This is a genomic window from Mesorhizobium sp. WSM3224, assembly GCF_000427725.1.
Taxonomy (GTDB): domain Bacteria; phylum Pseudomonadota; class Alphaproteobacteria; order Rhizobiales; family Rhizobiaceae; genus Mesorhizobium.
The window spans coordinates 1-26,421 of sequence record NZ_ATYO01000032.1 but is presented as its reverse complement, the minus strand read 5'-3'; the positions used below and the strand labels follow the sequence as shown (position 1 = coordinate 26,421).

General features: G+C 64.3%; 25 protein-coding genes and 1 tRNA gene. 16 read left to right on the top strand and 10 right to left on the bottom strand.

What is annotated here, in order from left to right; genetic code table 11:
• Positions 1-76: 76 nt before the first annotated feature.
• Positions 77-1,069 carry a thioredoxin gene (gene trxA / locus YU3_RS0129875; protein WP_027169661.1) on the bottom strand — a complete coding sequence of 331 codons (993 nt, stop codon included), beginning with the start codon at positions 1,067-1,069 and terminating at the stop codon, positions 77-79.
• Between the two features lie 96 nt (positions 1,070-1,165).
• Entirely contained in the window at positions 1,166-1,666 is a 501-nt protein-coding gene (locus YU3_RS0129870) for a prolyl-tRNA synthetase associated domain-containing protein (RefSeq protein WP_027169660.1), read from the bottom strand.
• A 318-nt stretch (positions 1,667-1,984) separates the two neighbouring features.
• On the opposite strand from YU3_RS0129870, the gene YU3_RS0129865 reads away from it, so the two are divergent.
• The 3 genes from YU3_RS0129865 to YU3_RS0129855 all read left to right on the top strand — a co-directional run bounded on the left by YU3_RS0129865 (position 1,985) and on the right by YU3_RS0129855 (position 3,571).
• A tRNA-Gly gene (locus YU3_RS0129865) sits at positions 1,985-2,059 on the top strand.
• A gap of 361 nt (positions 2,060-2,420) precedes the next feature.
• Positions 2,421-2,846: a hypothetical protein gene (locus YU3_RS40890; RefSeq protein WP_156913639.1), complete on the top strand. Its 426-nt coding sequence runs from the start codon at positions 2,421-2,423 to the stop codon at positions 2,844-2,846.
• A 341-nt stretch (positions 2,847-3,187) separates the two neighbouring features.
• Positions 3,188-3,571 carry a hypothetical protein gene (locus YU3_RS0129855; RefSeq protein WP_036259875.1) on the top strand — a complete coding sequence of 128 codons (384 nt, stop codon included), beginning with the start codon at positions 3,188-3,190 and terminating at the stop codon, positions 3,569-3,571.
• A gap of 108 nt (positions 3,572-3,679) precedes the next feature.
• Here YU3_RS0129855 and YU3_RS0129850 read toward each other — a convergent pair whose 3' ends face one another.
• Positions 3,680-4,120, bottom strand: a complete 441-nt coding sequence (locus YU3_RS0129850) for an Lrp/AsnC family transcriptional regulator (protein ID WP_027169658.1) — start codon at positions 4,118-4,120, stop codon at positions 3,680-3,682.
• A gap of 131 nt (positions 4,121-4,251) precedes the next feature.
• On the opposite strand from YU3_RS0129850, the gene rocF reads away from it, so the two are divergent.
• Complete coding sequence (rocF, locus tag YU3_RS0129845; RefSeq protein ID WP_027169657.1) at positions 4,252-5,184, top strand: arginase; 933 nt, start codon at positions 4,252-4,254, stop codon at positions 5,182-5,184.
• Positions 5,185-5,186: 2 nt separating this feature from the next.
• Positions 5,187-6,245 carry an ornithine cyclodeaminase gene (locus YU3_RS0129840; RefSeq protein WP_027169656.1) on the top strand — a complete coding sequence of 353 codons (1,059 nt, stop codon included), beginning with the start codon at positions 5,187-5,189 and terminating at the stop codon, positions 6,243-6,245.
• A gap of 246 nt (positions 6,246-6,491) precedes the next feature.
• Here YU3_RS0129840 and YU3_RS0129830 read toward each other — a convergent pair whose 3' ends face one another.
• Both YU3_RS0129830 and YU3_RS0129825 read right to left on the bottom strand, forming a co-directional pair.
• Positions 6,492-7,493 (bottom strand): substrate-binding domain-containing protein, encoded by a 1,002-nt coding sequence (locus tag YU3_RS0129830; protein ID WP_027169654.1) that lies wholly within the window; start codon positions 7,491-7,493, stop codon positions 6,492-6,494.
• 235 nt (positions 7,494-7,728) lie between these two features.
• The gene (locus YU3_RS0129825) at positions 7,729-8,748 is read right to left on the bottom strand and encodes an LLM class flavin-dependent oxidoreductase (protein ID WP_027169653.1); all 1,020 of its coding nucleotides are present in this window, start codon (positions 8,746-8,748) and stop codon (positions 7,729-7,731) included.
• 296 nt (positions 8,749-9,044) lie between these two features.
• Here YU3_RS0129825 and YU3_RS0129820 point away from each other — a divergent pair, with 296 nt between their 5' ends.
• Together YU3_RS0129820 and YU3_RS0129815 are read left to right on the top strand one after the other, a co-directional pair.
• A complete protein-coding gene (locus tag YU3_RS0129820; RefSeq protein ID WP_027169652.1) occupies positions 9,045-9,800 on the top strand; it encodes a COG4280 domain-containing protein in 756 nt (251 codons plus the stop codon).
• Positions 9,797-10,012, top strand: coding sequence for a hypothetical protein (locus tag YU3_RS0129815; protein ID WP_027169651.1), 216 nt, complete (start codon positions 9,797-9,799; stop codon positions 10,010-10,012). The genes YU3_RS0129820 and YU3_RS0129815 overlap by 4 nt, the downstream gene beginning before the upstream one ends.
• Before the next feature lie 381 nt (positions 10,013-10,393).
• Here the strand turns inward: YU3_RS0129815 and YU3_RS0129810 are convergent, their stop codons facing one another.
• The gene (locus tag YU3_RS0129810) at positions 10,394-11,026 is read right to left on the bottom strand and encodes an isoprenylcysteine carboxylmethyltransferase family protein (RefSeq protein WP_027169650.1); all 633 of its coding nucleotides are present in this window, start codon (positions 11,024-11,026) and stop codon (positions 10,394-10,396) included.
• Positions 11,027-11,224: 198 nt separating this feature from the next.
• Here YU3_RS0129810 and YU3_RS37740 point away from each other — a divergent pair, with 198 nt between their 5' ends.
• From YU3_RS37740 to YU3_RS0129790, 3 genes are all read left to right on the top strand, one after another.
• Positions 11,225-11,998 carry a membrane protein gene (locus YU3_RS37740; protein ID WP_036259890.1) on the top strand — a complete coding sequence of 258 codons (774 nt, stop codon included), beginning with the start codon at positions 11,225-11,227 and terminating at the stop codon, positions 11,996-11,998.
• Between the two features lie 538 nt (positions 11,999-12,536).
• Entirely contained in the window at positions 12,537-13,214 is a 678-nt protein-coding gene (locus YU3_RS0129795; protein WP_027169649.1) for a winged helix-turn-helix domain-containing protein, read from the top strand.
• 27 nt (positions 13,215-13,241) lie between these two features.
• Positions 13,242-14,615, top strand: a complete 1,374-nt coding sequence (locus YU3_RS0129790) for a HAMP domain-containing sensor histidine kinase (protein ID WP_027169648.1) — start codon at positions 13,242-13,244, stop codon at positions 14,613-14,615.
• A 17-nt stretch (positions 14,616-14,632) separates the two neighbouring features.
• Here the strand turns inward: YU3_RS0129790 and YU3_RS0129785 are convergent, their stop codons facing one another.
• Positions 14,633-15,559, bottom strand: a complete 927-nt coding sequence (locus tag YU3_RS0129785; protein ID WP_245273699.1) for a helix-turn-helix domain-containing protein — start codon at positions 15,557-15,559, stop codon at positions 14,633-14,635.
• A gap of 49 nt (positions 15,560-15,608) precedes the next feature.
• Between YU3_RS0129785 and YU3_RS0129780 the strand changes: the two genes are divergently transcribed.
• The 5 genes from YU3_RS0129780 (at position 15,609) to YU3_RS0129760 (ending at position 21,939) form a co-directional block, all read left to right on the top strand.
• Positions 15,609-16,880, top strand: a complete 1,272-nt coding sequence (locus YU3_RS0129780; protein WP_027169646.1) for an ABC transporter substrate-binding protein — start codon at positions 15,609-15,611, stop codon at positions 16,878-16,880.
• Positions 16,881-17,058: 178 nt separating this feature from the next.
• On the top strand, positions 17,059-17,919 hold the full coding sequence (locus YU3_RS0129775) for a sugar ABC transporter permease (RefSeq protein ID WP_027169645.1): 861 nt from the start codon (positions 17,059-17,061) through the stop codon (positions 17,917-17,919).
• Entirely contained in the window at positions 17,916-18,752 is an 837-nt protein-coding gene (locus YU3_RS0129770) for a carbohydrate ABC transporter permease (RefSeq protein ID WP_027169644.1), read from the top strand. Before YU3_RS0129775 ends, YU3_RS0129770 begins: the two co-directional genes overlap by 4 nt.
• A gap of 12 nt (positions 18,753-18,764) precedes the next feature.
• Positions 18,765-19,850, top strand: a complete 1,086-nt coding sequence (gene ugpC / locus YU3_RS0129765; protein WP_027169643.1) for a sn-glycerol-3-phosphate ABC transporter ATP-binding protein UgpC — start codon at positions 18,765-18,767, stop codon at positions 19,848-19,850.
• A 55-nt stretch (positions 19,851-19,905) separates the two neighbouring features.
• Positions 19,906-21,939 carry an aldo/keto reductase gene (locus tag YU3_RS0129760; protein WP_027169642.1) on the top strand — a complete coding sequence of 678 codons (2,034 nt, stop codon included), beginning with the start codon at positions 19,906-19,908 and terminating at the stop codon, positions 21,937-21,939.
• A gap of 212 nt (positions 21,940-22,151) precedes the next feature.
• Here the strand turns inward: YU3_RS0129760 and YU3_RS0129755 are convergent, their stop codons facing one another.
• A complete protein-coding gene (locus YU3_RS0129755; RefSeq protein ID WP_027169641.1) occupies positions 22,152-22,580 on the bottom strand; it encodes an Lrp/AsnC family transcriptional regulator in 429 nt (142 codons plus the stop codon).
• A gap of 121 nt (positions 22,581-22,701) precedes the next feature.
• Here YU3_RS0129755 and YU3_RS0129750 point away from each other — a divergent pair, with 121 nt between their 5' ends.
• Positions 22,702-23,805 carry a saccharopine dehydrogenase family protein gene (locus tag YU3_RS0129750; RefSeq protein WP_027169640.1) on the top strand — a complete coding sequence of 368 codons (1,104 nt, stop codon included), beginning with the start codon at positions 22,702-22,704 and terminating at the stop codon, positions 23,803-23,805.
• Positions 23,806-23,906: 101 nt separating this feature from the next.
• On the opposite strand, the gene YU3_RS0129745 is transcribed toward YU3_RS0129750, so the two are convergent.
• The gene (locus YU3_RS0129745; protein ID WP_036259873.1) at positions 23,907-24,773 is read right to left on the bottom strand and encodes a glycosyltransferase; all 867 of its coding nucleotides are present in this window, start codon (positions 24,771-24,773) and stop codon (positions 23,907-23,909) included.
• 159 nt (positions 24,774-24,932) lie between these two features.
• Positions 24,933-26,330: a dihydrolipoyl dehydrogenase gene (gene lpdA, locus YU3_RS0129740; RefSeq protein WP_027169638.1), complete on the bottom strand. Its 1,398-nt coding sequence runs from the start codon at positions 26,328-26,330 to the stop codon at positions 24,933-24,935.
• Between the last annotated feature and the right edge of the window lie 91 nt (positions 26,331-26,421).

Genomic DNA, 26,421 nt, shown 5'->3' with positions numbered 1-26,421 from the left:
GCTCTAAATCAAAGAGATGGAGCATGATGTCGTCCGAGAACCGCTTCACACTTTTCGGCATCATGCTCTAACGGCTCTACGAGAACAGCAGCGACGAGAGCTTGCGCCGCGCCGCGAGCGTCGCTTCGTCGGTCATCCCCCAGGCCTCGAAGAGCTTCAACAGCTGCGCCCTGGCGCCGTCGTCGTTCCAGGTCCGGTCGGCCTTGATGATCGCCAGCAGATTGTCGGCGGCCTGCGTTCGCTCGCCGCGCGCGTTCTGGATCATCGCCAGGTCGAAGCGCGCCTGGTGGTCGGCCGGATTGGCAGCGAGCCGGCGCTCGAACTCGGCCGGATTGCCCAGCGCCGCAGCTTCCGCCGCCAGCGTCATCTTGGCGCGCAGCGCGGCCAGCGCCGGCGCGTCCTTCTTGTCCTCGGGCACCCGCGCCAGAACCGCTTCGGCGCCTTCCGCATCCCCGGCATCGAACAGGATCTCGCCGAGGCCCGCGATCGCCTCGAGCGTCTCCGGGGCCTGCTCCAGGATCGCTTCGTAAATGTCCGCCGCGGTCTGGACGTCGCCGGCCGTGCGCGCCTCGGCCGCCGCGGCAAGCGCATCCGCGACCTGCGGCGCGCCGCCGCCCTTGCCGCCGACCTTCTCGATGAACTGGACGATCTGGCTTTCCGGGATCGCGCCCATGAAGCCGTCGACCGGCTGGCCGTCCTTGAAGGCGATAACCGCGGGAATCGACTGGATGCCGAGCTGGCCGGCGATCGAGGGATGGTCGTCGATGTTCATCTTGACCAGCTTGACCTTGCCGCCGGCGGCGCTCACCGCCTTTTCGAGCTGCGGCGTCAGCTGCTTGCAGGGCCCGCACCATGGCGCCCAGAAGTCGACCAGCACCGGCTGCCGGCGCGATTCCTGGATGACGTCGGTGGCGAAAGTTGCGGTTGTCGTGTCCTTGATCAGGTCGGCGGCCGCCGGCGCGTCGCCCAGCGAGACCTTGGCGCGGTCACCGCCGCCATATTGCACTGTCTGGGCGTACTGGCCGCCATTGCCGCCAAACGAGCTGCTATACGGATTGTTGTCACTCATCGTGTCGCCCTTTCGGTCGCGCTCCTGGCCTTGGCGCCCGGCGCGTCATTGTCGGATTTCGGAACCGCCTTCCATGTGGCGATCAGCCCCTGAGTTTCAAGGTAATGAGACTTTCAGGATAACAGGATCATGGCCGGTTGCCTCGACGAATCTGATCAGGTCGGCGGCGGCGATCGAGGTCGTCGCCTCATTCGTCAGTGGATGGCCGTTGATGACGTCGTGGCTCATCAACTCCTGGTCGAGCACCACCTTGACCTTGCCTTCCGCGTCGTTGATCAGGCCGAAGACGGTGACCGCTCCGGGGATGACGCCGAGCAGTTCCATCAGCATCTCGGGCTTGCCGAAGGAGACGCGGCCAGAAGCGCCGATCAACTGGTGGATCTGCTTCAGGTCGACCACCGCCTCCTCGCCGACGGTGACCAGGAAATAATTGTCCTTCTTGTCCTTGAGGAACAGGTTCTTGGTGTGGCCGCCATGGATTTCGCCGCGCAGGGCCTGCGAATCGGCGACCGTGAACAAGGGCGGATGCCGCACCGTCGAGACGGCGATGCCGAGATCGGCAAGAAAGGCGTTGAGCTCAGCTTCTGTCTTCGGCATCGGTCCTCACGCAGTCCAACTGGGGTGATGCCGTTTACGGCCAATGGTGGCTTTGGGGCAAGGCTGCCGGCGCAATTCCACGAAAGTGCGCTGTGGTTTTCAGTCGGCAATTGCAGCGAACAAGAGCGCTATTCCAGGAGATGCATGGCGGATTTGCGCGCGCCATTGCGATCGGCCAGGTTTCGGGCCATCCCGCTTCCATGCTTCCGAAGCGAAGTCCGCCGCCGGAAGAACCAACTCCAAAAGACAGTCATTTCCCTGTTGCAATCGCCGCGCTCTTCGGCCATATAGGCGCGGCTTGCGGCCGAGGCCGCGCGAGCGGGTGTAGCTCAGGGGTAGAGCACAACCTTGCCAAGGTTGGGGTCGAGCGTTCGAATCGCTTCACCCGCTCCAGTTTCCTCTTCGAGGATCAAGCAAACGAAAAGCCGCGGACCCCCGCGGCTTTTTCGCGTTTGGCAAATCTCCGGAGGGCGCTCGGACTATCGGGGAGGCGCCGATATCCTGCCTTGCCAGACAGCGGCCGTCGTCCGCAAATGTCGGCAGCTCATCAGACTTGGGTCGCATGCCAAAGGGACTGTAGAGCCTCTTTTGCCGGGCCCCCGACAACTGTACTGTTCGGTGGAAGTGCTGGAGGCAATCCAGCCGGGCAGTCCTGCCGGGAGCGTTTCCCGCAAGTCGTTACGTTGGGGCATAACTAGATCAAAGAACGTCGGCCATGAGGTTCACAGCCTTACAGGATCCGTGCGGCCAATGGATGGTGTATGATCTGCGGTCGGATTTCCCCGCGCAGACACCGCACATGTCGTTGCTTGGGCTGACGCGAGGCCAAGCAGAGCGGCTCAGCGGCCAGGCGAATGAATTTTCCCCGAACCGGGCGACGCCGCTTTCTCGATATCTCTCTCATTCATCGATATTTTGCCCGTCGGCGCGGGAACAATCTGGCTTCATCGGCAATTTGGGTGTGCTGAAACAGGGAGCGCCCATGCGGTTCGCGGCAATGCAGGATCCATGCGACCACTGGCTTGTCTGTGATCTGGTTTCCGATCTGCCGGCGGAGATAGAAGGCCGGCTGCTGATCGGGCTTACGCGAAGCGAGGCCGAGGAACTTGCCGAGCAGGCCAATGCCGGAATTATCGGGCAGGCCATCAATTGGCCGATCCCGCTCGCCAGCGTCGCCTGAGGACGCCTGGCTCCTGATGCATGTCGCCCAAAAGTGCGCAGCGGTTTTGGGGGAACGACATGCATCGAAATAAGGATCTAAAGCGCGTCAGCTGAATTCGTTTCAGCGCGACGCGCTTTAGGCGGACCGCCTCACCCGTTTCACATGCAGCCGTGATTCAACCTGCGATCACATTGGGTAACATTTGCGTTCTACCTCCATTTCAATGCCCGGGTGGACCTCTATATGTCGTCCGTGGGCCGAGAACCGCCGGCGATGGATGGCCTGCATCGCGACACGACGTGACCAGACGGCCCTTTCGGAAAAGCGGTTTTACCGCTTCGATCTAGGGAGATGTGATCATGCGCTCTTTCATGCCAAAAATAATCGTAGCCGCGTCGATCCTCGCGGCCATACCGCTTTCGAGCGCCTATGCGGCGCACCGCCACCACAGGGCACAGGTCGACACCATGACCACCGCGTCGGTGCCGGCGGATCCGGGCACGAGGGCGGCAATGCACCAGTTGCTGGGCGTAAAGCAGGGTATCCGTACGGCCAGGCAGGTCGGCAAGATCACAGAGGATCAGGCCCGCGACCTGATGCGGCAGGCGGATGCCATCAAGCCCAGCGGAGATCGTTCGGTGTTCGGGCAGATCAACGATCTGGATCAGCGGCTTCAGAGTGCCACCGGCCAGGGAACCTATATAGGTAGCGGTGGGGACGGCGGTTATTATCCGAACGGCTGACCAACATGCGCCCTTCGCAAAGCGGCTGCCGGTGTGATCAAGCCTTTCATGGCCCCACACCGGCGCCATGTCATGCAGGGCTCGCCGGCCACCCATTCTAATTGTACATTACGCTAGTCGCGCTCTTGTCGTCCTGGGCGTCGCCAGCAAAAGACTGGTTTCGCTGCCCGTTATGCCGGGGATCAGCCGGATGCGGCGCAGCACCGCATCGAAGTCGGTGAGCGAAGCGGTGCCGAGCTCCACCACCAGGTCCCAGCGCCCGTTGGTGGTGTGGATGGTCGAAACCTCGGGAAAGCCGCCAAGCGCCCGGATAACGCGGTCCGCGGCATGGCCCTCGATCTCGATCATCATGACGCCGCGAATGCGTTGATCGACCGCGTCGGCGCGCAGGACCACCGTGTAGCCGATGATCTCGCCGGATTTCTCCAGCCGCTCCATGCGCGACCTGACCGTGGCGCGTGATACGCCGAGGTCGATGGCGATGTCGGATACGCTGCGCCGCGCATCGTGCCTCAGCAGCGTCACCAGCTTTTCGTCGAGAGCGTCCATGTCTTTCCATTTCGATCAATGTATCTGTCCAATATGATAGATTAGTCTTTTCGAAATGCCAATTTTCGCTGTTCAAACCGCCAGCCGGCAGTGATCCAATCCCGCGATAATCATGAAGGGCTAGTAGAATCATGCGCTGCAGGATCGTCGGCGCGCCGGTACAGGACGGCGCGGGCAGGATGGGATGCGAAATGGGGCCGAGCGCGCTGCGCACGGCAGGGCTGGTCTCGGTGCTGGCCGAGCTCGGCCATGACGTCGAGGACTGGGGCGCGGTCGAGAAGGCTCAGGCGCGCACCGTCGTCCATGGCAATCTCGCGCTGAAGGCGCTGCCGGAGATTTCGGCCTGGACGGCGGCGATCGCCGAGACCGCCTACGCGGCTTCGCGGGACGCCATGCCGATCTTCCTCGGCGGCGACCACTCGATCTCCGCCGGCACCGTCTCCGGCGTGGCGCGCCGCGCCGCCGAGCGCCGCCGTCCGCTCTTCGTGCTGTGGCTCGACGCGCACCCGGATTTCCACACCCTCGACACCACCACCAGCGGCAATCTGCACGGCGTGCCGCTCGCCTATGCCAGCGGCCGGCCGGGCTTTTCGGGCTATTTCCCCGATCTGCCGCAAGCGGTCGACCCGGCTCGAATCTGCACCATGGGCCTGCGAAGCGTCGATCTGGCCGAGCGCCGGGCGCTGAACGAAGCCGGCGTCACCGTGCACGACATGCGCGCCATCGACGAGCATGGCGTCGCCCCGCTGCTACGCGCCTTCCTCGCCCGCGTCGAGAAGGAGAACGGCCTCTTGCATGTCAGCCTCGACGTCGACTTCCTCGACCCGTCGATCGCGCCGGCCGTCGGCACCACCGTTCCCGGCGGCGCCACTTTCCGCGAGGCACATCTGGTGATGGAGATGCTGTCCGACAGCGGCCTGGTCTCCAGCCTCGACCTGGTCGAGCTGAACCCGTTCCTCGACGAGCGCGGCCGCACCGCCACATTGATGGTCGACCTCACCGCCAGCCTGATGGGCCGCCGCATCATGGACCGCCCGACCCGCAGCCATTCCGGGAGCCTCTGACGATGACCCAGCCTTCGCGCCTTGCCATCGTCCCCTTTGTCAGCGTCGACCGCATGATGAAGCTGGTGCTCGCCATCGGCGTCGAGCGCTTCCTCACCGAGCTCGCCGCCTATATCGAGGAGGATTTCCGCCGCTGGGAGCTGTTCGACAAGACGCCGCGCATAGCCTCGCACAGCCATGACGGCGTCATCGAGCTGATGCCGACCAGCGACGGAAAGATGTACGGCTTCAAATATGTCAATGGCCATCCCAAGAACATGCGCGAGGGCCGCCAGACGGTCACCGCCTTCGGCGTGCTCGCCGATGTCGGCTCCGGCTATCCGATGCTGTTGACCGAGATGACCATCCTGACGGCGCTGCGCACCGCCGCCACCTCGGCCGTCGCCGCCAAATATCTGGCGCCCAAGGGTTCGCGCGCCATGGCCATCATCGGCAACGGCGCCCAGTCCGAATTCCAGGCCGTCGCCTTCAAGGCGCTGCTCGGCATCGACCGCCTGCGGCTCTACGACATCGACCGTTCAGCCTCGGAAAAATGCGCGCGCAACCTTGCCGGCAAGGGTTTCGACATCACCATTTGCTCGACTGGGCAGGACGCGGTCGAAGGCGTCGACATCATCACCACGGTGACCGCCGACAAGCAATGCGCCACCATCCTCACCGACAACATGGTCGGCTCCGGCGTCCACATCAACGCGGTCGGCGGCGACTGCCCCGGCAAGACGGAGCTGCATCGCGACATCCTGCTGCGCTCCGACATCTTCGTCGAGTTCCCGCCGCAGACGCGCATCGAAGGCGAGATCCAGCAGCTCGATGCCGATCATCCGGTGACCGAGCTATGGCAGGTGATGACCGGCCAGGCGCCGGGCCGCAAGGCGCCGGAGCAGATCACGCTGTTCGATTCCGTCGGTTTCGCAACGGAAGATTTTTCAGCGCTGCGCTACGTCCGCGACCAGCTGCAGGCCACCGGCCTCTATGAAGAGCTCGACCTGCTCGCCGACCCCGACGAGCCGCGCGACCTGTTCGGCATGCTGCTGAGGGCCGCGCTGCAGCCGGCGGCTTGAGGGAATCTCCCCCTTGCGGGGAGAGGCGATCGCATATGGATTTTTACGAAGAGGACCCCCACCCTAACCCTCCCCACAGGGGGGAGGGAACGCTGCCGCATGCCATCCTTTTGGTGTCGAAAGATCGGCGGTTTGCGGAGATCAGCGCCTACCAAGTCCCCCTCCCCCTTGTGGGGAGGGGTTAGGGGTGGGGGTCCTCTTCGTAAAAATCCATATGCGATCGCCCTGCCTTCGGGAGATTACGCGCTACTGCCGCACCGCCGCGCAGCTCTCCCGCTCCACCAGCACCGGCGCCAGCACCTCGCGCCTTGACGGCGCGGCTGGCTCGCCTAGCCGCTCGAGCAGCAGGCTCACCGCCCGCGTGCCGATCTTTTCGACCGGCTGCGCGATCGTCGTCAGCGGCGGCCAGGTGGTGACGGCATAGGGGATGTCGTCGAAGCCGACCATCGAGATGTCGTCGGGAACCCGCAAGCCGCGCGAGCGCAGCACCGTCAGCGCGCCCATCGCCATCAAATCGTTGCAGGCAAACAGCGCCGTGATGTCCGGCGCCTGCGCCATCAGCTGTTCCATCGCCAGCCGGCCACCGGCGAAATGATAGTCGGAATCGACGATCGAGGACGGCGGCAGGTCAATGCCTGCTTCGCCGAGCGCGCGCACAAACCCGCGCAGGCGGGCCGGGCTGGAGCTGGAATCGCGCGGGCCGCCGATGACGCCGATCTTGCGATGCCCGAGCCCGGCCAGGTATCTGCCGGCGAGATAGCCGCCATGGTCGTGGTCGACCAGAACGGTATCGACATTGACCGACTGGATCTCGCGGTCGAGCAGCACAGCCGGCACGCTGGGCAAGAGGCGGGCGAAGACCCGCGCATGGTCGGACGAGCCGGCGAAGATCAGCCCGTCGATCTGCTTGGCCATCAGCACCGAGAGATAGCGTTCCTCCTTCTCGGCGTTGCCGTCGGAGTTGCAGAGGATCACCGTGTAGCCGGAAACAAAGCCGGCATCCTCGATCTGCCGCGCGACGCTGGCGAAGAACGGGTTGGAATTGTCGGGCAAAAGCAGGCCGATGGTCTTGGTTTCGCCGCGCCTGAGACTCCGCGCCACCGAGTTCGGGCTGTAACGCAGCGCCGCGATCGCGGCGCGCACGCGCCCGGCCGTTTCCGGCTCGACATGGCGCGTATGGTTCATCACATGCGAGACCGTTGCGACGGACACCCCCGCATGGCGTGCGACATCGGCAATCGTTGTCATGGTCCCTGCGATTCCACTTATGGCAATCGGTTACGCAACCGATTACGCAGGAGACTAGATGTGCTGATTTGGAAAGTGTCAATATCAGCGCATTCTTCCTTCTCCCCTTGCGGGTCCGAAGGACGGGGCGAGACCCGTGGCTCGCCCCCGGGCGGTGGATCGGCGCGCAGCGCCGAGACGCCTTCGGCGACACCTTCTCCCACAAGGGGAGAAGGAAGAACGAGGCGCATCACCCCTACCGCCAGCCTAGCGCCGGCGCGACGTGCTTCAGGATCGACTCGATGACATGGGCATTGTAGTCGACGCCAAGCTGGTTGGGCACGGTCAAGAGCAGTGTGTCGGCCTCGGCGATTGCCTGGTCTTCCCTGAGCTGCTCGATGAGCACGTCCGGCTCGGCGGCATAGGTGCGGCCGAACACGGCGCGCTTTTCCGGCTCGATATAGCCGAAGTGGTCCTCGCCCTCGCTGCCGCCGAAATAGGCGCGGTCCATGTCGTTGACGAGAGCAAAAATGCTGCGGCTGACCGAGACGCGCGGCTCCCTCGTGTGGCCGGCTTCGTTCCAGGCGGCGCGGTAGGCTCTTATTTGCTCGGCCTGCTGGATGTGCAGCGGCTGGCCGCCCTCGTCGAATTTCAGCGTCGAGCTCTGCAGGTTCATGCCGAGCTTGGCCGCCCACACGGCGGTGGCGTTGGTGGCGGCGCCCCACCAGATGCGGTCGCGCAATCCGGCCGAGAACGGCTCCAGCCTGAGCAGGCCGGGCGGATTGGGGAACATCGGCCGCGGGTTGGGCTGGGCAAAGCCTTCGCCGCGCAACAGGTCGAGGAAGATCTCCGAATGCCGGCGCGCCATGTCGGCGTCGCTCTTGCCCTCTTCCGGCACATAGCCGAAATGACGCCAGCCATCGATCACCTGCTCGGGCGAGCCGCGGCTGATTCCCAACTGCAAGCGCCCGCCAGCGATGAGGTCGGCAGCGCCCGCGTCCTCGGCCATATAGAGCGGGTTCTCGTAGCGCATGTCGATGACGGCGGTGCCGAGCTCGATACGCCGGGTTTTCGCGCCGGCCGCGGCCAGCAGCGGGAAGGGCGACGCGAGCTGCCGGGCAAAATGATGGACGCGATAATAGGCACCGTCAGCGCCGAGCTCCTCGGCCGCGACCGCAAGGTCGATCGATTGCAGCAACGCGTCGGCGCCCGAGCGCGTGCCCGATTGCGGCGAGGGCGACCAATGCCCGAAGGACAGAAACCCGATCTTCTTCATGTGCTCCGTTCCTGCTGGAGTGGCCCGTTGGCCGCTCAAACTCATTGTTGCTCCAGCAGATAGCCAGGGCGGTGCCGCGATACAACGGACACGGAACGGATACAGACCGTCAATCAGTTCTTTGAAAGTGCGGTGCCGCCGCGCATAAGTCGGAAACCAAATCATGGCGGGTACGGTGCCGCGGCATATCCGTGCCAGCGCGATCGGTCTCGCGATCGGAAAGCGTCGCCGGCATTCCCGCTGCCGCCGGAGCGCTGTATCGTTCTCGCCAACCGATGATTCAGGACGAAGCCTTCATGCATGGCCTGACACCCATACTTTCCACCGTGACGGCCTCTTTCCTGGCGTCCTTCGTCGAAGTGGTCGAAGCCTTCACCATCGTGCTTGCCGTCGGCGTGACGCGCAGCTGGCGCCCGGCGCTGACCGGCGCCGCCCTGGCGCTCGCCTTCCTTGCGGCGCTGGTGCTCATTTTCGGACCGCTGCTGGCGCTCGTTCCCATCACCGTCCTGCAATTCGTCGTCGGTGTGCTCCTGATCCTGTTCGGCATGCGCTGGCTGAGAAAAGCGATCCTGCGCGGCGCCGGCGTCATTGCCTTGCGCGACGAGGAAAAGGCCTTTTCCAGGGAAACCGCCGCCTTGCAGCGGCAGGCCGACGATCGCCGCGCGGACTATCTGGCGGCCGTCGCGTCGTTCAAGGCGGTGCTGCTCGAAGGTGTCGAAGTGGTGTTCATCGTCATTGCCGTCGGCGCCGCGCATGGGCAGACGTTTTATGCCGGCCTTGGCGCGCTGGCGGCCTTCGTGCTGGTGATGCTGATCGGCCTTGCCGTGCATCGTCCCTTGGCGCGCGTGCCCGAGAATGCGCTGAAATTCGTCGTTGGGCTGATGCTGACCAGCTTCGGCGTGTTCTGGACCGGCGAAGGCCTCGGCGCCGAATGGCCGGGCGCCGACCTCGCTTTGCTCGCCATCTTCGCCATCATTGCCGTGGCGTCCCTCGCCATCGTGCGCTGGCTGCGCGGCGCTTACCCGGCAGCCGCCGAAGGAGTTGCCCGATGACCGTGGTCCGTCTGGTCTTGATCGAGCTTGTCGGCATGTTCGTCGACGATGGCAGCCTGGCGCTGCTGGCGCTGATCCTAATCGCGCTGGTCACCGCCGCGGTGAAGCTGTTGGCGCTGCCGCCGCTCATCGGCGGCTTGCTGCTTCTCATCGGCTGCCTGGCAATTCTCCTGGACAGCGCGCGCCGCGCCGCCCGCGGCAAGGCGCGCTGAACAAAGAGCAGTTCCGTGAAATCAGCGCAAACGCTGGAAACTGGCTACAGCCTCTCAACCTCGTCATCCACGGGCGGAGCGACGCGAAATCAGCGCAAACGCTGGAGATTGACGGAAGCCCCTCAACCTCGTCATTCTATGGCGGAGCAAGGAGCGAAGCGACGCGCGCAGACCATAGAATCCATGCCGTTACTTCGAAGCGTCACAACGGTGCAGGATTCTGCTCCGCTGCATTCCACGGCTTAGGTAACGGCATGGATTCCAGGGTCTCCGCGACGCCGCTTCGCGGCTGCTCCGCCCTGGAATGACGAGGTTGAGGGGCTTCAGCCAATCTCCAAGCATGCCGCCTGCCAATGCAGACAAAGCGGCTGTGCCGGCAAACTAATAAACCGTGAAAAGCGTCGGCAGGTCGCCGCTGAGGCGGAAATACTCGACCGCCTCGATGACCGGGAACAGCGCCAGGAAATAGAGCCCGTCGCGGAACGTGTTGCGCAGCGCGCGCGTCGAAAACAGCCACTGGTCCTCGTCGCGGTAAAGCAGCGGGTTCGGCCAGAAGCGCGGCGTGCGTTCGGCATAGGCCGCATGGACGGCGCCGAACTTGCCGGACAAGAACTCGGCCTCCTTGCGCGCGGTGAACCGGAAGACGAGGAAGCCTGCCAGGCCGAGCATCGCGGCCGCCAGCACCGAGCCGAACATCAGCCCGATACCGGCCGCGCCGACGGTCGAGAAGAAATAGAGCGGGTTCTGGGTCATCGAGAACGGGCCGGACACGATCAGCTCGTCGTTCTTCCTGCCGCCGACGAAGAGGATGCTCCACAGCCGGCCAAGGAAGCAGGCCAGCACCATGACAAACCCGATCGTCTCGACGATTTCGTGCCCGTCCGATCCTTCGGCCAGCGCCGGCTTGCTGAACAGGAGCAGGATGACGGCAAGCATGGCGGCCACCTGCACGACGATCAGGCGCTTGTGCTGGTCGAACGCCTTCGGCGCCGATTTGAGGGACGTGTAAGCCATTCTTTCTCATCGCTTCGGCCCCGAGAGGGGACGCCAGGCTTCTCTAACCCTTCCGCCGGGCGATGACGAGGCCCGGCGGATGTTTTTGGCCAACCTTACGAATTTGTAAGGGAGCGGACAGGCTGCGGTGAGTTCGCCTGCATACACCTGACGATCGACGGCAGCTGGTCGCCGCACAAACCGCAGATGGGCATCGCCATGATCTCTCAAGTCGACGACCTTAACCGGGTCCCGGACGTCACCATTGATTTCTGGCTGATCAAGATCATGGCGGTGACCATGGGCGAAACCGCGGCCGACTATCTGGCCGTCAATCTCGGCCTCGGCCTCACCCTCACATCCTTGATCATGAGCGGTGTCCTCATTGTCGCGCTCATCCTGCAGTTCGCGCAGAAACGCTACGTGCCCTGGGCCTACTGGCTGGCGGTTGTGCTGATCAGCATCGTCGGCACCTTGGTCACCGACAACCTCGTCGACAATTTCGGCGTGCGGCTGGAGACGACGACGATCGTCTTCTCGCTTCTGCTGGCGCTGACTTTCGTGGCCTGGTACGCGAGCGAAAAGACGCTCTCGATCCACACCATCTTCACCACTAGGCGCGAGATCTTCTACTGGCTGGCGATCCTCTTCACCTTCTCGCTCGGCACGGCCGCCGGCGACCTGGTCGCCGAGCGCTTCGACCTGGGTTATCTCACCACCGGCCTCATCTTCGGCGGCTTGATCGCGGCGATAGCGCTTGCCTGGTTCTTCCTCGGCCTGAACGGCATCCTCGCCTTCTGGCTCGCCTATATCCTGACCCGGCCGTTCGGCGCCTCTTTCGGCGACCTGCTCTCGAAGCCGGTGGAATATGGCGGCATGGGCTTCGGCGCCACCGTCACCAGCCTGGTCTTCCTCGGTTGCATCGTGGTCATCGTTCTTCACATGACGCTGAGAAGCCTGATCGACGAAGACGAACTGGCCCTGCTCGATTAGAGCACCGCACAGGGATTTTGACCGATCGGCTCTGTTTGCGTTGGCAGGTTGCATGCTTTGGAGATTGGCCGAAACGCTCACCGCGATCGTCATTCTAGGGCGGAACAGGAGCGAAGCAGTGCAAACGTTGGAGATTAGCCGAAGCCTGCGAACTTCGTCATCCACGGGCGGAGCGACGCGAAGCGGAGCGTAGACCAGAGGATCCATTCCGTTACCTTGACCATCGAATGCAGCGGAGCAGAATCCTGCACCGTGGCAACGCTTTCGAAGTCACGCCATGGATTCTATGGTCTGCGCCGCGTCGCTTCGCTCCTTGCTCCGCCATAGAATGACGAGGCGACGGGGAACTGGGAACGCCGAAAGCGTGGAATGGGCTTCGGTCCGCGTCGTGCTTGTCGCTAAACCGCCTCTCGCAAAAATGTGTAGCAGTCTTCGGTCCGCAGACGCGTAAACAAATAGATAGGCAACCAGCCAAGAAAAAGCCGCAGCCGGCGCTACCATGCCGGCGAGGCCGAGGCGGCGAGGACAGCGCGGGGCGATGCGACTTCTGCTTGTTGAGGACGATCCGAGAACCGCCGACTATATCGTCCGCGGACTGGCCGAGGCCGGCCATGTCTGCGATTTGCTGCGCGACGGCCATGACGGTCTCTTCGCCGCGACCCGCAACGCCTATGACGTGATCGTCGCCGACCGCATGGTCCCCGGCCTCGACGGCCTGTCGATGATCAAGGCGGTGCGCGCCGCCGGCATCCGCACGCCGGCCATCTTCCTGACCTCGATCGGCGGCGTCGACGACCGCGTCGAGGGCCTGGAAGCGGGCGGCGACGACTATCTGGTCAAGCCCTTCGCCTTTTCCGAGCTGCTTGCCCGCATCCATGCGCTCGGCCGCCGGCCGGCGGCGCAGGAGCAGAAGACGGCACTGCGCGTCGCCGACCTCGAAATGGACCTGATCCAGCGCCGCGTGACCCGGCAGGGCCAGCCGATCGACCTGCAGCCGCGCGAGTTCAGCCTGCTCGAAGTGCTGATGCGCGGCGAAGGCCGCGTCATCACCCGCACCATGCTGCTGGAGCGCGTCTGGGATTTTCATTTCGACCCCAAGACCAGCGTCGTCGAGACGCATATCAGCCGGCTGCGGGCCAAGGTCGACAGGCCGTTCGACGTGCCGCTGATCCACACCGTGCGCAACACCGGCTACAGCCTGCATGTTCCGGCCTGATCTTGCGTCCGCAATTGCGGGACCCGCATGAGCGCGACACGCTCCAGCCTGCTGCGCAGCACGCCGTTCCGGTTGGCGCTGGCCTTCGCCTTCCTGTTCCTGCTGGCTTTCATCCTGTCCGGCGCGATCGTCTATCAATTGATGAGCGCCTCGCTCGCCAGGCAGCTCGATCAATCGATCAAGGAGACTTACTCCCTGATCGCCGCGACCTATACCGAGAGCGACGAAGAGGATCTCGTCGCCACGGTCAGGGACCATGCCCAGTTCAGCCAGGATAAGGACCAGATCTTTTCCCTCACCGACCGCGACGGCAACCGCCTTGCCGGGGATTTCACCGCCTCCAGCCTGCCGGATGGCTTTTCCATGTTCGCCGCCAATCTGCCGGGTGTGCCGCCCGGCACCGAATATCGCGCCTATTCAGGCGCGGTCGGCGGCAACAGCCTGACGGTTGCCTTCTCGCTCTCGGAAACCGAGGATCTCGAAAGGATCGTGTTGATGAGTTTCGGCTGGGCGACGCTCTTCATCACCGGCCTTGCCGTCGCCGGCGGCGCCGTGCTTGCCTCGCGCGTCCAGCGGCGCCTCGACGGCATCGCCAGCACCATGGTCGACGTCTCGCATGGGCGGCTCGATGCGCGCATTCCGCTGATCGGCAGCGGCGACGACATCGACGCCGTGTCGGCCCAGGTGAATGCCGCGCTCGAGCGTCTGTCGGCCCTGGTCGACGGCATGCGCGAAGTGAGCGCCAACATCGCCCATGATCTCAAGACGCCGCTCAACCGGCTGCAGATGATCCTGGAATCGGCCGCCGACAAGACGGCGTCGGGTGACGATGTCTCGGCCGAGCTGACCGACGCCCGCACTGAGAGCCAGCAGATCAACAGCACCTTCGACGCGCTTCTGCGCATCGCGCAGATCGAAGCCGGCGCCCGCAAGGCGCGCTTCGTCGATCTCGACGTCGGTCCGGTGGTCGAGACCATCGGCGAGGTCTATGCCGACGTCGCCGAGGATGACGGCAAGTCGTTGGTCACAAAGATCAATCCGGATACGAAATGGTATATTCATGGTGACCGGGACCTGCTGATGCAGATGCTCGCCAATCTGGTCGAGAACGCGCTCAGGCATTGCCCGCCGGGCACCGCGATCGAGCTTTCGGTGACAGGGGAAGGCAGCCACGTCCTCATCCATGTCCGCGACAATGGTCCCGGCATTCCCGCCGGGGAGCGCGAGAAAGTGTTCCGCCGGCTCTACCGGCTGGATACGAGCCGCACGACGCCCGGCAGCGGCCTGGGCTTGAGCCTGGTCAAGGCGGTGGCCGACCTGCACGGCGCGGCAATCGTGCTGGAGGATCGCAATCCGGGTCTCGGCGTGACCGTCAGCTTTCCGGCTGTAAGGCCCACTTGAACGATCGCTTCCGATCGTTACCGCGCAGCGCCCGCCCGGCGAAAATCCGAAGGCGACATGCCGGCGAGCTTGCGGAACGACTTGTTGAAGGCGCTGAGCGAGCCGAAGCCCGATTCCATGGCGACCCTCAGCACATTGGCGTCCTCATGCATCAGCAGCGCCTGCGCGTAGCTCAGCCGCAGCAGATTGACATATTCGTTGAGCGTCATGCCGGTCGATTTCTTGAACAGGCTCATCGCGTATTTGGGGTGGATGTCGGCGGCCGCGGCGATGGTCACGCAGTCGATGTCGTAGAGGAAATTCTCGGCGATGAAATCGCACATGCGCCCGACATTGCGCGAGGACTGCTGGTCGAAGGGGCTGCCGGCTCCGTGTCCGGACGCGGTTTCCGGCACCAGCCGGTACGCCTCGAACCGCACCCGCTCGAGCCGGAGCAGCAGCTCGTTGACGGCGTGCTCGGTCTTCGCCGCATCGCCCGAGCGCGCATATTCGTTCCAGCGCTTGAAATTGTCGTTGTCGGACTGGTCGGTGGCATTCGTCACCAGCGTTGCCCCGGTCATCAGCCGGTGGCGTATGTCGGCCGGCAGGTGCAAGCGGAAGAAATGCACCAGCGGCAGATGCGCGCCGGCATAGATCGTATCGTCGGTGAGATCGTCCATCTGGTGCGGCAGCCCGCCCCAGAACAGGCACATCTCGCCGGCCGACAGCGAAATCTCGTGTTCGGCCATGCGGTAATGCACCGAGCCCTGCACGATGAAGTTCACCTCGACCTGGGCATGCCAGTGCGGCTTCAGCATCACCAGCGGGTGATTGTGGAACATCTGCAGGACAAGCGGCAGGCCTTCGACGCTGCTCGCGCCGGGCTGGTAGAACGGACGCATCGGCACCTTACTTTCCGGCAACTTCTTATTCCCTTTGACGGGGACAAGCCTTCCGCGTCGCATAGTCTAGCCACGCTCACAGTGAGAGAGCAAATGAAATGGGAGGATTTCAATGCGCACTACACTCACCTGCGCCGCGCTTATGCTTGCCCTGGGCTCCGGCCCAGCCCTGGCGCAGTCCGGCGAAATCACCATCTGGAGCTGGAACATCGCCGCCTCGTCGCTGAAGGCGACGGTCGAGGGCTTCAACAAGAAGTATCCCGACATCAAGGTCACGGTCCAGGACCTCGGCAACCAGCCGACCTATGACAAATCGATCGCCGGCTGCGCCGCCGGCGGCGTCGGCCTGCCCGACATCGTCTCGATCGAGAACGGCGAGGCGGAAAACTACTGGAGCCAGTTCCCGGACTGCTTCGTCGACCTGCACACGCTCGGTTATAGCGCCGAGGACCAGAAGAAATTCCCCGATTTCAAGCGCACCGAGCTCGAGGTCGGCGACAAGGCCTATGCCATGCCCTGGGACTCCGGCCCGGTCGCCGTCTTCTACCGCCGCGACTTCTATGAGAAGGCCGCCGTCGATCCGGCCTCGATCAAGACCTGGGACGATTTCATCGCCGCCGGCAAGAAGATCCAGGCCGCCAATCCGGGCGTCACCATGACCAATGCCGATTTCAACGGCGACACCGAATTCTTCCGCATGATCTCCAACGAGCAGGGCTGCGCCTATTTCGCCGAGGACGGCCAGTCGATCACCGTGGCCGAGCCGAAATGCGTCGACGCCCTGACCAAGGTCAAGGAGATGAAGGACGCCGGCATCGTGTCGTCGGCCGACTGGGGCACCAAGATCACCAACAACACCGCCGGCACCGTCGCCACCCAGGTCTATGGCGGCTGGTACGAGGGCACGATCCGCACCGAATCGCCGAAGGAGAGCGGCAAATGGGGCGTCTATCTGATGCCGAGCCTGACCGCCGACGGCCCGCGCGCCGCCAATCTCGGCGGCTCGTCTCTGGCCATCACCTCGGCCTCGAAGAACAAGGAAGCCGCCTACGCCTATTTGAAATACACGCTGGGGACCAATGAAGGCCAGATCACCATGCTGAAGGAGTTCGGCCTGGTGCCCTCGCTGATCTCGGCGCTCGACGATCCCTACGTCTCGCAAGGCCTGGACTACTGGGGCGGCCAGGCGGTGTGGAAGGACATCCTTGGCACCTTGCCGAAGGTCGTGCCGAGCCGCGGCACGCAATTCCAGAGCGACGCCGAGATCATCCTGCGCGCCGTGCAGACCAAATATCTGGCCAACGGCTATCCCGACGCCAAGGCGGCACTCGACGACGCCGCCAAGCAGATCGCGGCGGCCACCGGCCTGCCGGTCAAGGAGTAAGCGCCGCCTCCCCTTCTCCCCTTGTGGGAGAAGGTGGATTGGCGCGCAGCGCCAAGACGGATGAGGGGTATTGGACGGATTGCCGTCGTTGCCAAGCTGGAACACCCCTCATCCGGCCGCTTCGCGGCCACCTTCTCCCACAGGGGGAGAAGGGAAAGACAGGGAAAGGAGGAGGACGATGCGCACCCAGAACGCCACCGCGTACCGCTTCCTCACGCCTTACCTTTTGATCTTCGCCATCTTCTGGATCTGGCCGATCATCTCCTCGTTCCTGATCTCCTTCCAGGCGACGCGCACCGTGCCCTGGCGCTTTGCGCCGACCTTCAACTGGGGCCGCCTGATCGGCGACCCCGCCTTCTACAATGCGCTGAAGAACACGCTGCTCATCCTGGTCATCCAGGTGCCGGTGATGATCTCGCTGGCGATCGTCATGGCGGTGCTTTTGAATTCGCCGCTGCTGAAGGCGCGCGGCCTCTACCGCTTTGCCTTCTTCGCCCCGGTGGTGGTCGGCGAGGTCGCCTATTCGGCCGTCTTCCGCCTGATGTTCAGCCTCGATTTCGGCATCATCAACAAGCTGCTCAACAGCGTCGGTATCCCCAAGGTCGACTGGTTCTCCAACGTCACGCCGGCCATGGCGCTGATCATGATCGCCGTGACCTGGCGCTGGGCCGGCTACAACGCCATCATCATCCTCGCCGGCCTGCAGTCCATCCCGGAGGACGTCTACGAGGCGGCGACGCTCGATCGTGTCAGCAGGCTGAGGCAGTTCTTCCATATCACCTTGCCGCTCTTGAAGCCGGTCATCGTCTTTTGCGCCGTGCTGTCGATCATCGGCACCATGCAGCTCTTTACCGAGCCGTTCCTGATCACCGAGCGCGGCGGCCCGGGCGGCGGCACCGAGACGCTTGGCCTGCTGCTCTACCGCCAGGGCTTCCGCTCGCTCAACTTCGGCTACGCTTCGGCCGTCGCCTACACCATGGCCGGGCTCGCCATTGCCATCACCCTGGTGCAGCTCTGGCTGACGAGAGACCCGAAATGACCTCGCGCTCACAAGCAAAGCTCGGGCGCAGCATCCTGCTGCATCTTGCCCTGACGCCGCTGGCGCTGATCTGGCTGTTCCCGCTGTGGATGATGGTGGTGTTTTCCACCATGCCCGACAACGGCATCTTCAGCCCCGGCATCGAGCTTCTGCCGCACGACAATTTCCTCGACAACGTCGCCAACCTACAGCGCGACACCAATTTCATCGGCGCCATCGGCATCTCGGTCTCGGTGGCGGTGACCTACACGATCCTTTCGGTGCTGCTCACCTCGATGGCCGGCTGGGCGCTGGCGCGTTACGAATTCCACGGCAAGGGCGCGGTGGTGGCGATCATCTTCGGCACCATCACGCTTCCCTACGCGGTTGTGCTGATCCCGCAATTCATCATGGTGGCGCGCGACTTCGCCTTGGCCAACACCTGGATCGCGCTGATCGTGCCGCCGCTGTTCAATTCGCTCGGCGTGCTGTTCATGCGCCAGGCTTTCTCGATGATGCCGGCCGAGCTGTTCGACGCCGCGCGGGTGGAAGGCGTCAAGGAATGGCGCATCTTCCTGTTCGTGGCGCTGCCGCTGGCGCGCCCGATGCTGGCGGCCCTGGCGATCATCCTCTTCCTCGCCTCGTGGAACAATTATCTCTGGCCGCTGCTGATCAACAGCCAGCCCGGCGCGATGACGGCGCCGGTGGCGCTTGGCACGCTGATCGGCCTGACCAAGGTGTCGTGGGGCGGCATCATGGCCGGCGCCGTGATGCTGACGGTGCCGATGCTCATCGTCTTCGTGCTGTTGCAGCGTCATTTCATCGCCGGCATCGCCGCCGGCGCGGTCAAGTAGGTCAGGAGCGAGATGGCTGCCGTCACCCTCACCAATGTCGTCAAGCGCTTCGGCGTCTACGAAGTCGTCCATGGCGCCGACATCGACATCGCCGACGGCGAGTTCGTCGTCTTCGTCGGTCCGTCCGGCTGCGGCAAGTCCACGCTCTTGCGGATGATCGCCGGGCTGGAGGATATCAGCGGCGGCAAGATCGCCATCGGCGGCAAGGTGGTCAACGACGTCGAGCCTGCCGACCGCGGCATCGCCATGGTCTTCCAGTCCTACGCGCTCTACCCGCATATGACGGTGGAACAGAACCTTTCCTTCGGGCTCAGGATGAACGGCAACCCGAAGGCCGATACCGAGCGCCGGGTGAAGCGCGCCGCCGAGATCCTGCGCATCGACGAATTGATGCAGCGGCGCCCGAAGCAACTGTCCGGCGGCCAGCGCCAGCGCGTCGCCATCGGCCGCGCCATCGTGCGCGAGCCGCAGGTCTTCCTGTTCGACGAGCCGCTGTCGAACCTCGACGCAGAGCTAAGGGTCCAGATGCGGGTCGAGATCTCGCGCCTGCACAAGGAGCTCGGCGTCACCATGGTCTATGTGACGCATGACCAGACCGAGGCGATGACGCTGGCCGACCGCATCGTCGTGCTCAAGGCCGGCAATGTTGAGCAGATCGGCGCGCCGCTCGACCTCTATGACGATCCGGCCAACCGTTTCGTAGCCGGCTTCATCGGTTCGCCGAAGATGAACTTCCTTGGCGCCAAGGTGGTCGAGACATCGAACAGCGCCGCGATCATCGAGCTCGTCAATCATGGCGGCGTCAAATTGCACAAGCCGCTCCGCGAAGCTTTTCCGGCCGTCGGCGCCGAGGTCGTGCTCGGCGTCAGGCCGGAACATTTCTTCGAGGCCGGCGAGGGCGATTGCGACATTCCCGTCAAGGCCGACGTCGCCGAGCATCTCGGCTCGGTCAGCTACGTCTACGCCAATGCCGGACCCGAGGAACTGATCGTCGAGCGCGAGGCCTCACGCCAGCGCGCCAGCGGCGACCATTTCACGGTCTCGATCAAGGCGGAACGCTCGCTGCTCTTCGACAAGGCGGGCGCAAGGATCCGCTGACTTTTCGTTCCCGCCCGATCGCCAAGGCGTGGCGGCGACCTATGGAGAATTCGACATGACATCCGCATCCAAGAAAATCCGCTGGGGCATCCTCGGACCTGGCAGCATCGCCAAATCCTTTGCCGGCGGCGTCGCGCAGTCGCGCACTGGCGAACTGGTCGCGCTCGGCGCCCGCAACCCTGCCAAGCCCGGCCTTGCCGAGACTTTTCCCGGCGCGCGCATCCTCGACGGCTATGACGCGCTGCTCGCCGATCCGAACGTCGACGCCGTCTACATCGCGATACCGCATTCCGGCCATGCCGAATGGGCGATCAAGGCCGCGGAAGCCGGCAAGCATGTGCTGTGCGAAAAGCCGCTGGCGCTGACCGCCTTCGAGGCCGACGCCATGATGCATGCGGCGCGCAAGGCGGGCACGTTCCTCGGCGAGGCCTTCATGTACCGGCTGCATCCGCAGACGCTGCAACTGGTCGAGCTGGTCAAGTCGGGCGCCATCGGCGAAGTGCGCATGATCAAGTCGAGCTTCGGCTTCGCCATGCCCGGCTTCATGCCGGAGCACCGGCTTTACGCCAACGAGCTCGCCGGCGGCGGCATCCTCGATGTCGGCGGCTATCCGGTGTCGATGGCCAGGCTGATCGCCGGCGCGGCGGCGGGACAGCCTTTCCTGGAACCCGACAAGGTTGTGGGCGCGGCCCATCTCGGCCAGTCCGGCGTCGACGAATGGGCCTCGGCATTGCTAACCTTCGCCAACGGCATCGTCGCCGAAATCTCCTGCAGCATCTCGCTCAACCAGGACAATGTCCTGCGCATCGTCGGCACCAAGGGCCAGATCGAGGTGCCGGATTTCTGGTTCGCCGGTGGCAACCGCGACGTCGGACCGGGCCGGATCGAGGTGATCCGGTCCGGGGCCGCGCGTGAGGTGATCAGCCTCGACGAGACCCGCGATCTCTATTCCTTCGAAGTCGATGCCGCCGGCGAGGCGATCCTCGCCGGACGCCAGGAATTTGCCTGGCCGGGCATGTCCTGGGCCGACAGCCTCGGCACGCTGCGCGTGCTCGACAAATGGCGCGCCGCCGTCGGTCTCGAATATGAGATCGAGAAGCCGGCTAAGCGCGCCCACACCATATCCGGCCGGCCGCTGCGCACCGATGGCAAGGCCATCGGCAAGCGCGCCATTCCCGGCCTGCCGAAACCGGTCTCGCTTCTGGCGCTCGGCTTCGAGGATTTCCGCACCTTCTCCTCCGGCTCGATCCTGCTCGACGCCTATTTCGAGGCAGGCGGCAACCTGTTCGACACCGGCTTTGTCTATGGCGGCGGCTACACCGAGACGCTGCTCGGCCAGTGGCTGGCCAATCGCGGCGTGCGCGAGCAATCGGTGATCATCGCCAAGGGCGCGCATTCTCCGCTCTGCTATCCCGATGTGATCGCCAAGCAGCTCGCCCAGTCGCTCGACCGGCTACGGACCGACCATGTCGACATCTATTTCATGCACCGCGACAATCCCGACGTGCCGGTCGGCGAGTTCGTCGACGCGATGGACGCAGAGGCCAAGGCCGGCCGCATCCGCGGCCTGTTCGGCGGCTCCAACTGGACGATGGAGCGGATGGACGCGGCGATTGCCTATGCCGAGAAGAACGGCAAGCAGAAGCCCGGCGCGCTCTCCAACAATTTCTCGCTGGCCGAGATGCTGGAGCCGATCTGGGCGGGCTGCGTGACCTCGTCCACCGATGCCTGGAAAGCCTGGCTGGCGGCAAGGCAGATGCCGAACTTCGCCTGGTCGAGCCAGGGCCGCGGCTTCTTCACCGAGCGCGCCGGGCGCGACCGGACCGACAATGAGGAGCTGGTGCGGGTCTGGTATTCCGAAAAGAATTTCGGCCGCCGCGACCGCGCGATCGAGCTGGCGCGAAAGCTCGGCAAGAGCCCGATCCATGTCGCGCTGGCCTACGTGCTGGCGCAGCCATTCCCCTCGGTGCCGCTGATCGGCCCGCGCACGCTGGACGAACTGGAAGACAGCCTGAAGGCGTTGGATATCAAGCTGACGGCGGAGGATGTGGCGTGGCTGGACGAGGGGGCGCAGCGGCAGCGGGCGTAGGGAGAAAACCAGAGGCGTCGCATTCCTTCGCCCCCCTCTCTGCCCTGCCGGGCATCTCCCCCTCAAGGGGGGAGATCAGATGTCACGCCGGCTTTCGCCAATCACCAATGTTGCAGAAAAGGTGCCGGCGTTGAAGCTGCCAATCTCCCCCCTCGAGGGGGAGATGTCCGGCAGGACAGAGAGGGGGGCCTCGCGCCACCATCTCGACAGTTTCACCGATCCACCCGCGTTGACAAAATAATCGACGACGACGTCCGCTCCACCCCGTCCATCGCCCCGATCCGGTCGAGCAGCGCGTCGAGGTCCCGGATCGAGGGCGCATCGACGATGACGATCATGTCGAAATTGCCGCTCACCGAATGCACAGTCCGGACCGGCGGCATCGCCTCCAGGCTGCGCACCACCTTGTCGGCGAGTTTCGGCGTGACGGTGAGCAGCACATGCGCCTTGACCAGGCCTTGCTCATAATCGGGCGACAGCCTGACCCCATAGCCGGCGATGACGCCGCGCTGCTCCAGCCGCTCGATGCGGCTCTGCACCGTGGTGCGCGACACACCGAGCCGGCGCGCCAGCTCGGCGGTCGAGGCGCGGGCGTTGGCGCGCAGCAGTGTAAGCAGGGCCTGTTCTGCTTCAGTGATCATTTCGACGAAACCTTTCGGCAAATCGCATAATGTTCAGCGTCATATTGCCAGATTCCACGCTTTCTTTCGACAGGCAAGCTGCGATGATCCCCATCAATTCAAATTGGCAGGGGTATTGATCATGAAGAACATCGTTGTCGTCGGCGCCGGCAAGATCGGCTCGACCATTGCAGAAATGCTGAGCGCCACCGGCGACTACCGCGTCACGCTCGTCGACCGCTCGGCCGCCCAGTTGGCCGCCGCCGAACTGCCAGCCGGCGTCGAAACGCGCGAGCTCGACATTGCCGCCGCGGGTGAGCTTGAGAACGTGCTTTCCGGCAAGTTCGCCGTGCTGAGCGCCGCGCCCTTCCACCTCACCACCCGCATCGCCGAGGCAGCCGCCGCGACCGGCGTGCACTATCTCGACCTCACCGAGGACGTCGTCTCGACCCGCCGGGTCAAGGAGCTGGCGCGCGACGCCAGGAGCGCCTTCATTCCGCAATGCGGCCTGGCGCCGGGCTTCATCTCGATCGTCGCCAACGACCTCGCCAGCCGCTTCGACACGCTGGAAAGCGTGCGCATGCGCGTCGGCGCGCTGCCGCAATATCCGTCCAACGCGCTGAACTACAACCTCACCTGGAGCACCGACGGCGTCATCAACGAATATTGCGAGCCCTGCGAGGCGATCGTCGAGGGCGAGCTGATCGAGGTGCCGCCGCTGGAGGAGCGCGAGGAGTTCTCGCTCGACGGCGTCACCTACGAGGCCTTCAACACCTCCGGCGGCCTCGGCACTTTGGCCGAGACGCTGAAGGGCAAGGTGCGCACGCTGAACTACCGCACCATCCGCTATCCCGGCCACGCCGCGATCATGAAGGCGCTGCTCAACGACTTAGGCCTGCGCCATCGCCGCGACGTTTTGAAGGACATCTTCGAAAGCGCGCTGCCGGCGACGCTGCAGGACGTGGTCATCGTCTTCGTCACCGTCTCTGGCCGCCGCAACGGCCGCCTGCTGCAGGAAACCTACGCCAACAAGATCTATTCCCAGCGCGTCGGCAATGTCGTGCGCAGCGCCATCCAGATCACCACCGCCTCCGGCATCTGCGCCGTGCTCGACATGCTGGCCGACGGCAGCCTGCCGTCGAGGGGTTTTGTCAAGCAGGAAGACATCGCCCTCGACGCCTTCCTCGCCAACCGCTTCGGCCGCGCCTACGCCCAGCACGAGATGGTGAGCCGGCTAGCGAGCTGAGGAGCGCCCTTCCTCTCCCCCGTCGACCGGGGGAGAGGAAGGGAGCCAGCTGGAATCGCTTCGCGGATCGACCCGGGCCCACAAGAGAGGGTAAGTATCCGCTACTTGCGCAGGAACATAGGACGACCCGACAGGAACCGGATGAGATTTCCCAAGGTCCGCGACGCCTTGGCTGATCTTCTCGCGGGTGACGGCGGCTGCTCCTTTCGAACAGGCGCTTGCCGTTTCGCCTCGCTGCCTGGCCGCCCCACCGTGAAGGACGGCGTCTCGATCGGCTTGCCTCTGAGAACGTTGGCGGCATTGTTGTCATGAACGACAATGCACCACTGGGCGCCGTAGGCCGTCGCAAAGACGGTGTTGTAGCGGGTTGCCATCTTTTGATGATGGTCGCTGTAAACGCCATTCATCGTCGGCGATCGCTTCTCGACCAAGGTGCCGAAAGCCGAGGTGGCGTAGTCGTGCCGCGTGTAACGCCCGGTGGCCGTGTCGAAATTCTGGCCGTTCGGAAAAGCGATGTAGAGAGGTTGTTCGTCGACCGCTCCCTTCTCGATCTCCCTTCGCGCGGAATGATCAACCCGCTCCATGAAGCTTGGCGCCAACGCATCGTCGCTGTCGAGCCGGGTCAGCGCCACGAATTCGGCATCCGTATCACCTTGCACGAACGCATTGAAGCTGGCGCCATGGCTGCCGCCGGCTTCGACCAGCACCGGCCTGATATCGATGCCCTTGGCGCATTCGCAGACGGTACGGACATAGTTCTCGTGGGTCTCTGCGTCGAAGGCGACCAAAACGACGAAATCCTTCAGCGACTGTGCTTCGAGCGAAGGAGCGCAGTAATTGTCAAACAACGTCAGCCTTTCGACGAGCCAGACGGGGTCGAGATTCACCCGTCCTTTGCCGTTCCATTGACTCGGTTTGAAGGCAGCTGCGGTATTATAGCGGATCGTAATGTATTTCTTCAGTTGCATGCTGATATGCCGGCGGTAAGTCGCGGACACAGGCCATAGCAACAACGAGCATGAAGCGCCAGCCTCGGGGAGCATGGATGCGGCAGAGGAAAGGAGCCTGTGGCAATAAGTTCGCGCCCTTCCTCTCCCCCGTCGGATCGGGGGAGAGGAAAGGCTCCCCTAGATATGCAGCGCGTGGCCCAGCGCCTTCAGCGCCGCTTCCTGGAATCCTTCGCCCTGCGTCGGATGCGCATGGATGGTGCCGGCGATATCCTCCAGCCGCGCGCCCATTTCGAGCGCCAGGCCAAACGCCGCCGACAGTTCCGACACGCCTTGTCCGACCGCCTGGATGCCGAGCACCAGATGATTGTCGGCGCGGGCGACCACCCGGACAAAGCCATCCTCGCCCTGTTTGGTCATGGCGCGGCCGTTGGCGGCAAACGGGAACTGCCCGATCTTGATCTCGCCGGCGAGCGCCTTCGCTTCTTCCGGTGACAGGCCGGCGGTGACCAGTTCCGGATCGGTGAAGCAGATCGCGGGAATAGCGCGCTTGTCCCAGCTTCTTTTGTGGCCGGCGGCGATCTCGGCCACCATCTCGCCCTGCGCCATGGCGCGGTGCGCCAGCATCGGCTCGCCGGTGACGTCGCCGATGGCATAGATGCCGCGCATCGAGGTGCGGCACTGGTCGTCGATGCGGATGAACTTTCCCGCCCTGTCGAGGTCGATCTGCTCCAGCCCCCAGCCCTCGGTCAGCGGCTTTCGCCCCACCGTGACCAGGATCTTGTCGGCGGCGACCTTGGCGTTCTTGCCGTCCGCCGTCTCGACCAGCAGCGCGTCGCCCTTGGTCGAAAGACCTTTGGCCTTCGCACCGGTCATGACCTCGACGCCGAGCTCACCGAGCCGCTTGAGCACCGGCCTCGTCAGCTCGGCGTCGTATTGCGCCAGCACGCGCGGCAGCGCTTCGACCACGGTGACCTTGGCGCCCATCTTGGCGAACGCCATGCCGAGCTCGAGCCCGATATAGCCGCCCCCGACGACCGCGAGCTTCTTCGGAACTTCGCTCTGCGCCAGCGCCTCGGTGGACGAGATGACCGGCCCGCCGAACGGCAGGAACGGCAGCTCGACCGGCGCTGAGCCGGTGGCGATCACGACCGTCTCGGCCCGGATCACCTGCGTGCCGGTCTCGGTCTCGACCTCGACCGTCTTGCCGTCGCGAAATTTCGCCCAGCCGTGCACGGTCTTGACCCCGGCCTTCTTTAGCAGCCCGGCGACGCCGCTGTTGAGCCGACTAACGATACCGTCTTTCCAGCCGACGGTCCGCGCCAGGTCGAGCGTCGGCGCGGCGACCTTGATGCCGAGCGGGTCCTTGCCGCTAGCCATATGCGCTATTTTCTCGAACTCCTCCGCGGCATGGATCAGCGCCTTGGACGGGATGCAGCCGACATTGAGGCAGGTGCCGCCGGGCTTGCCGGCTTCGACGATGACCGTGTCGACGCCAAGCTGGCCGGCGCGGATGGCGCAGACATAACCGCCGGGCCCGGCGCCGATGACAAGCAGCTTGCAGGAGATTTCTTTCATGGGGTCACGCTCTTCTTGATGGCGAAGGCGGCCGCGCGCCTTCTCCTTCTCCCCTTGTGGGAGAAGGTGGATCGGCGCGATAGCGCCGAGA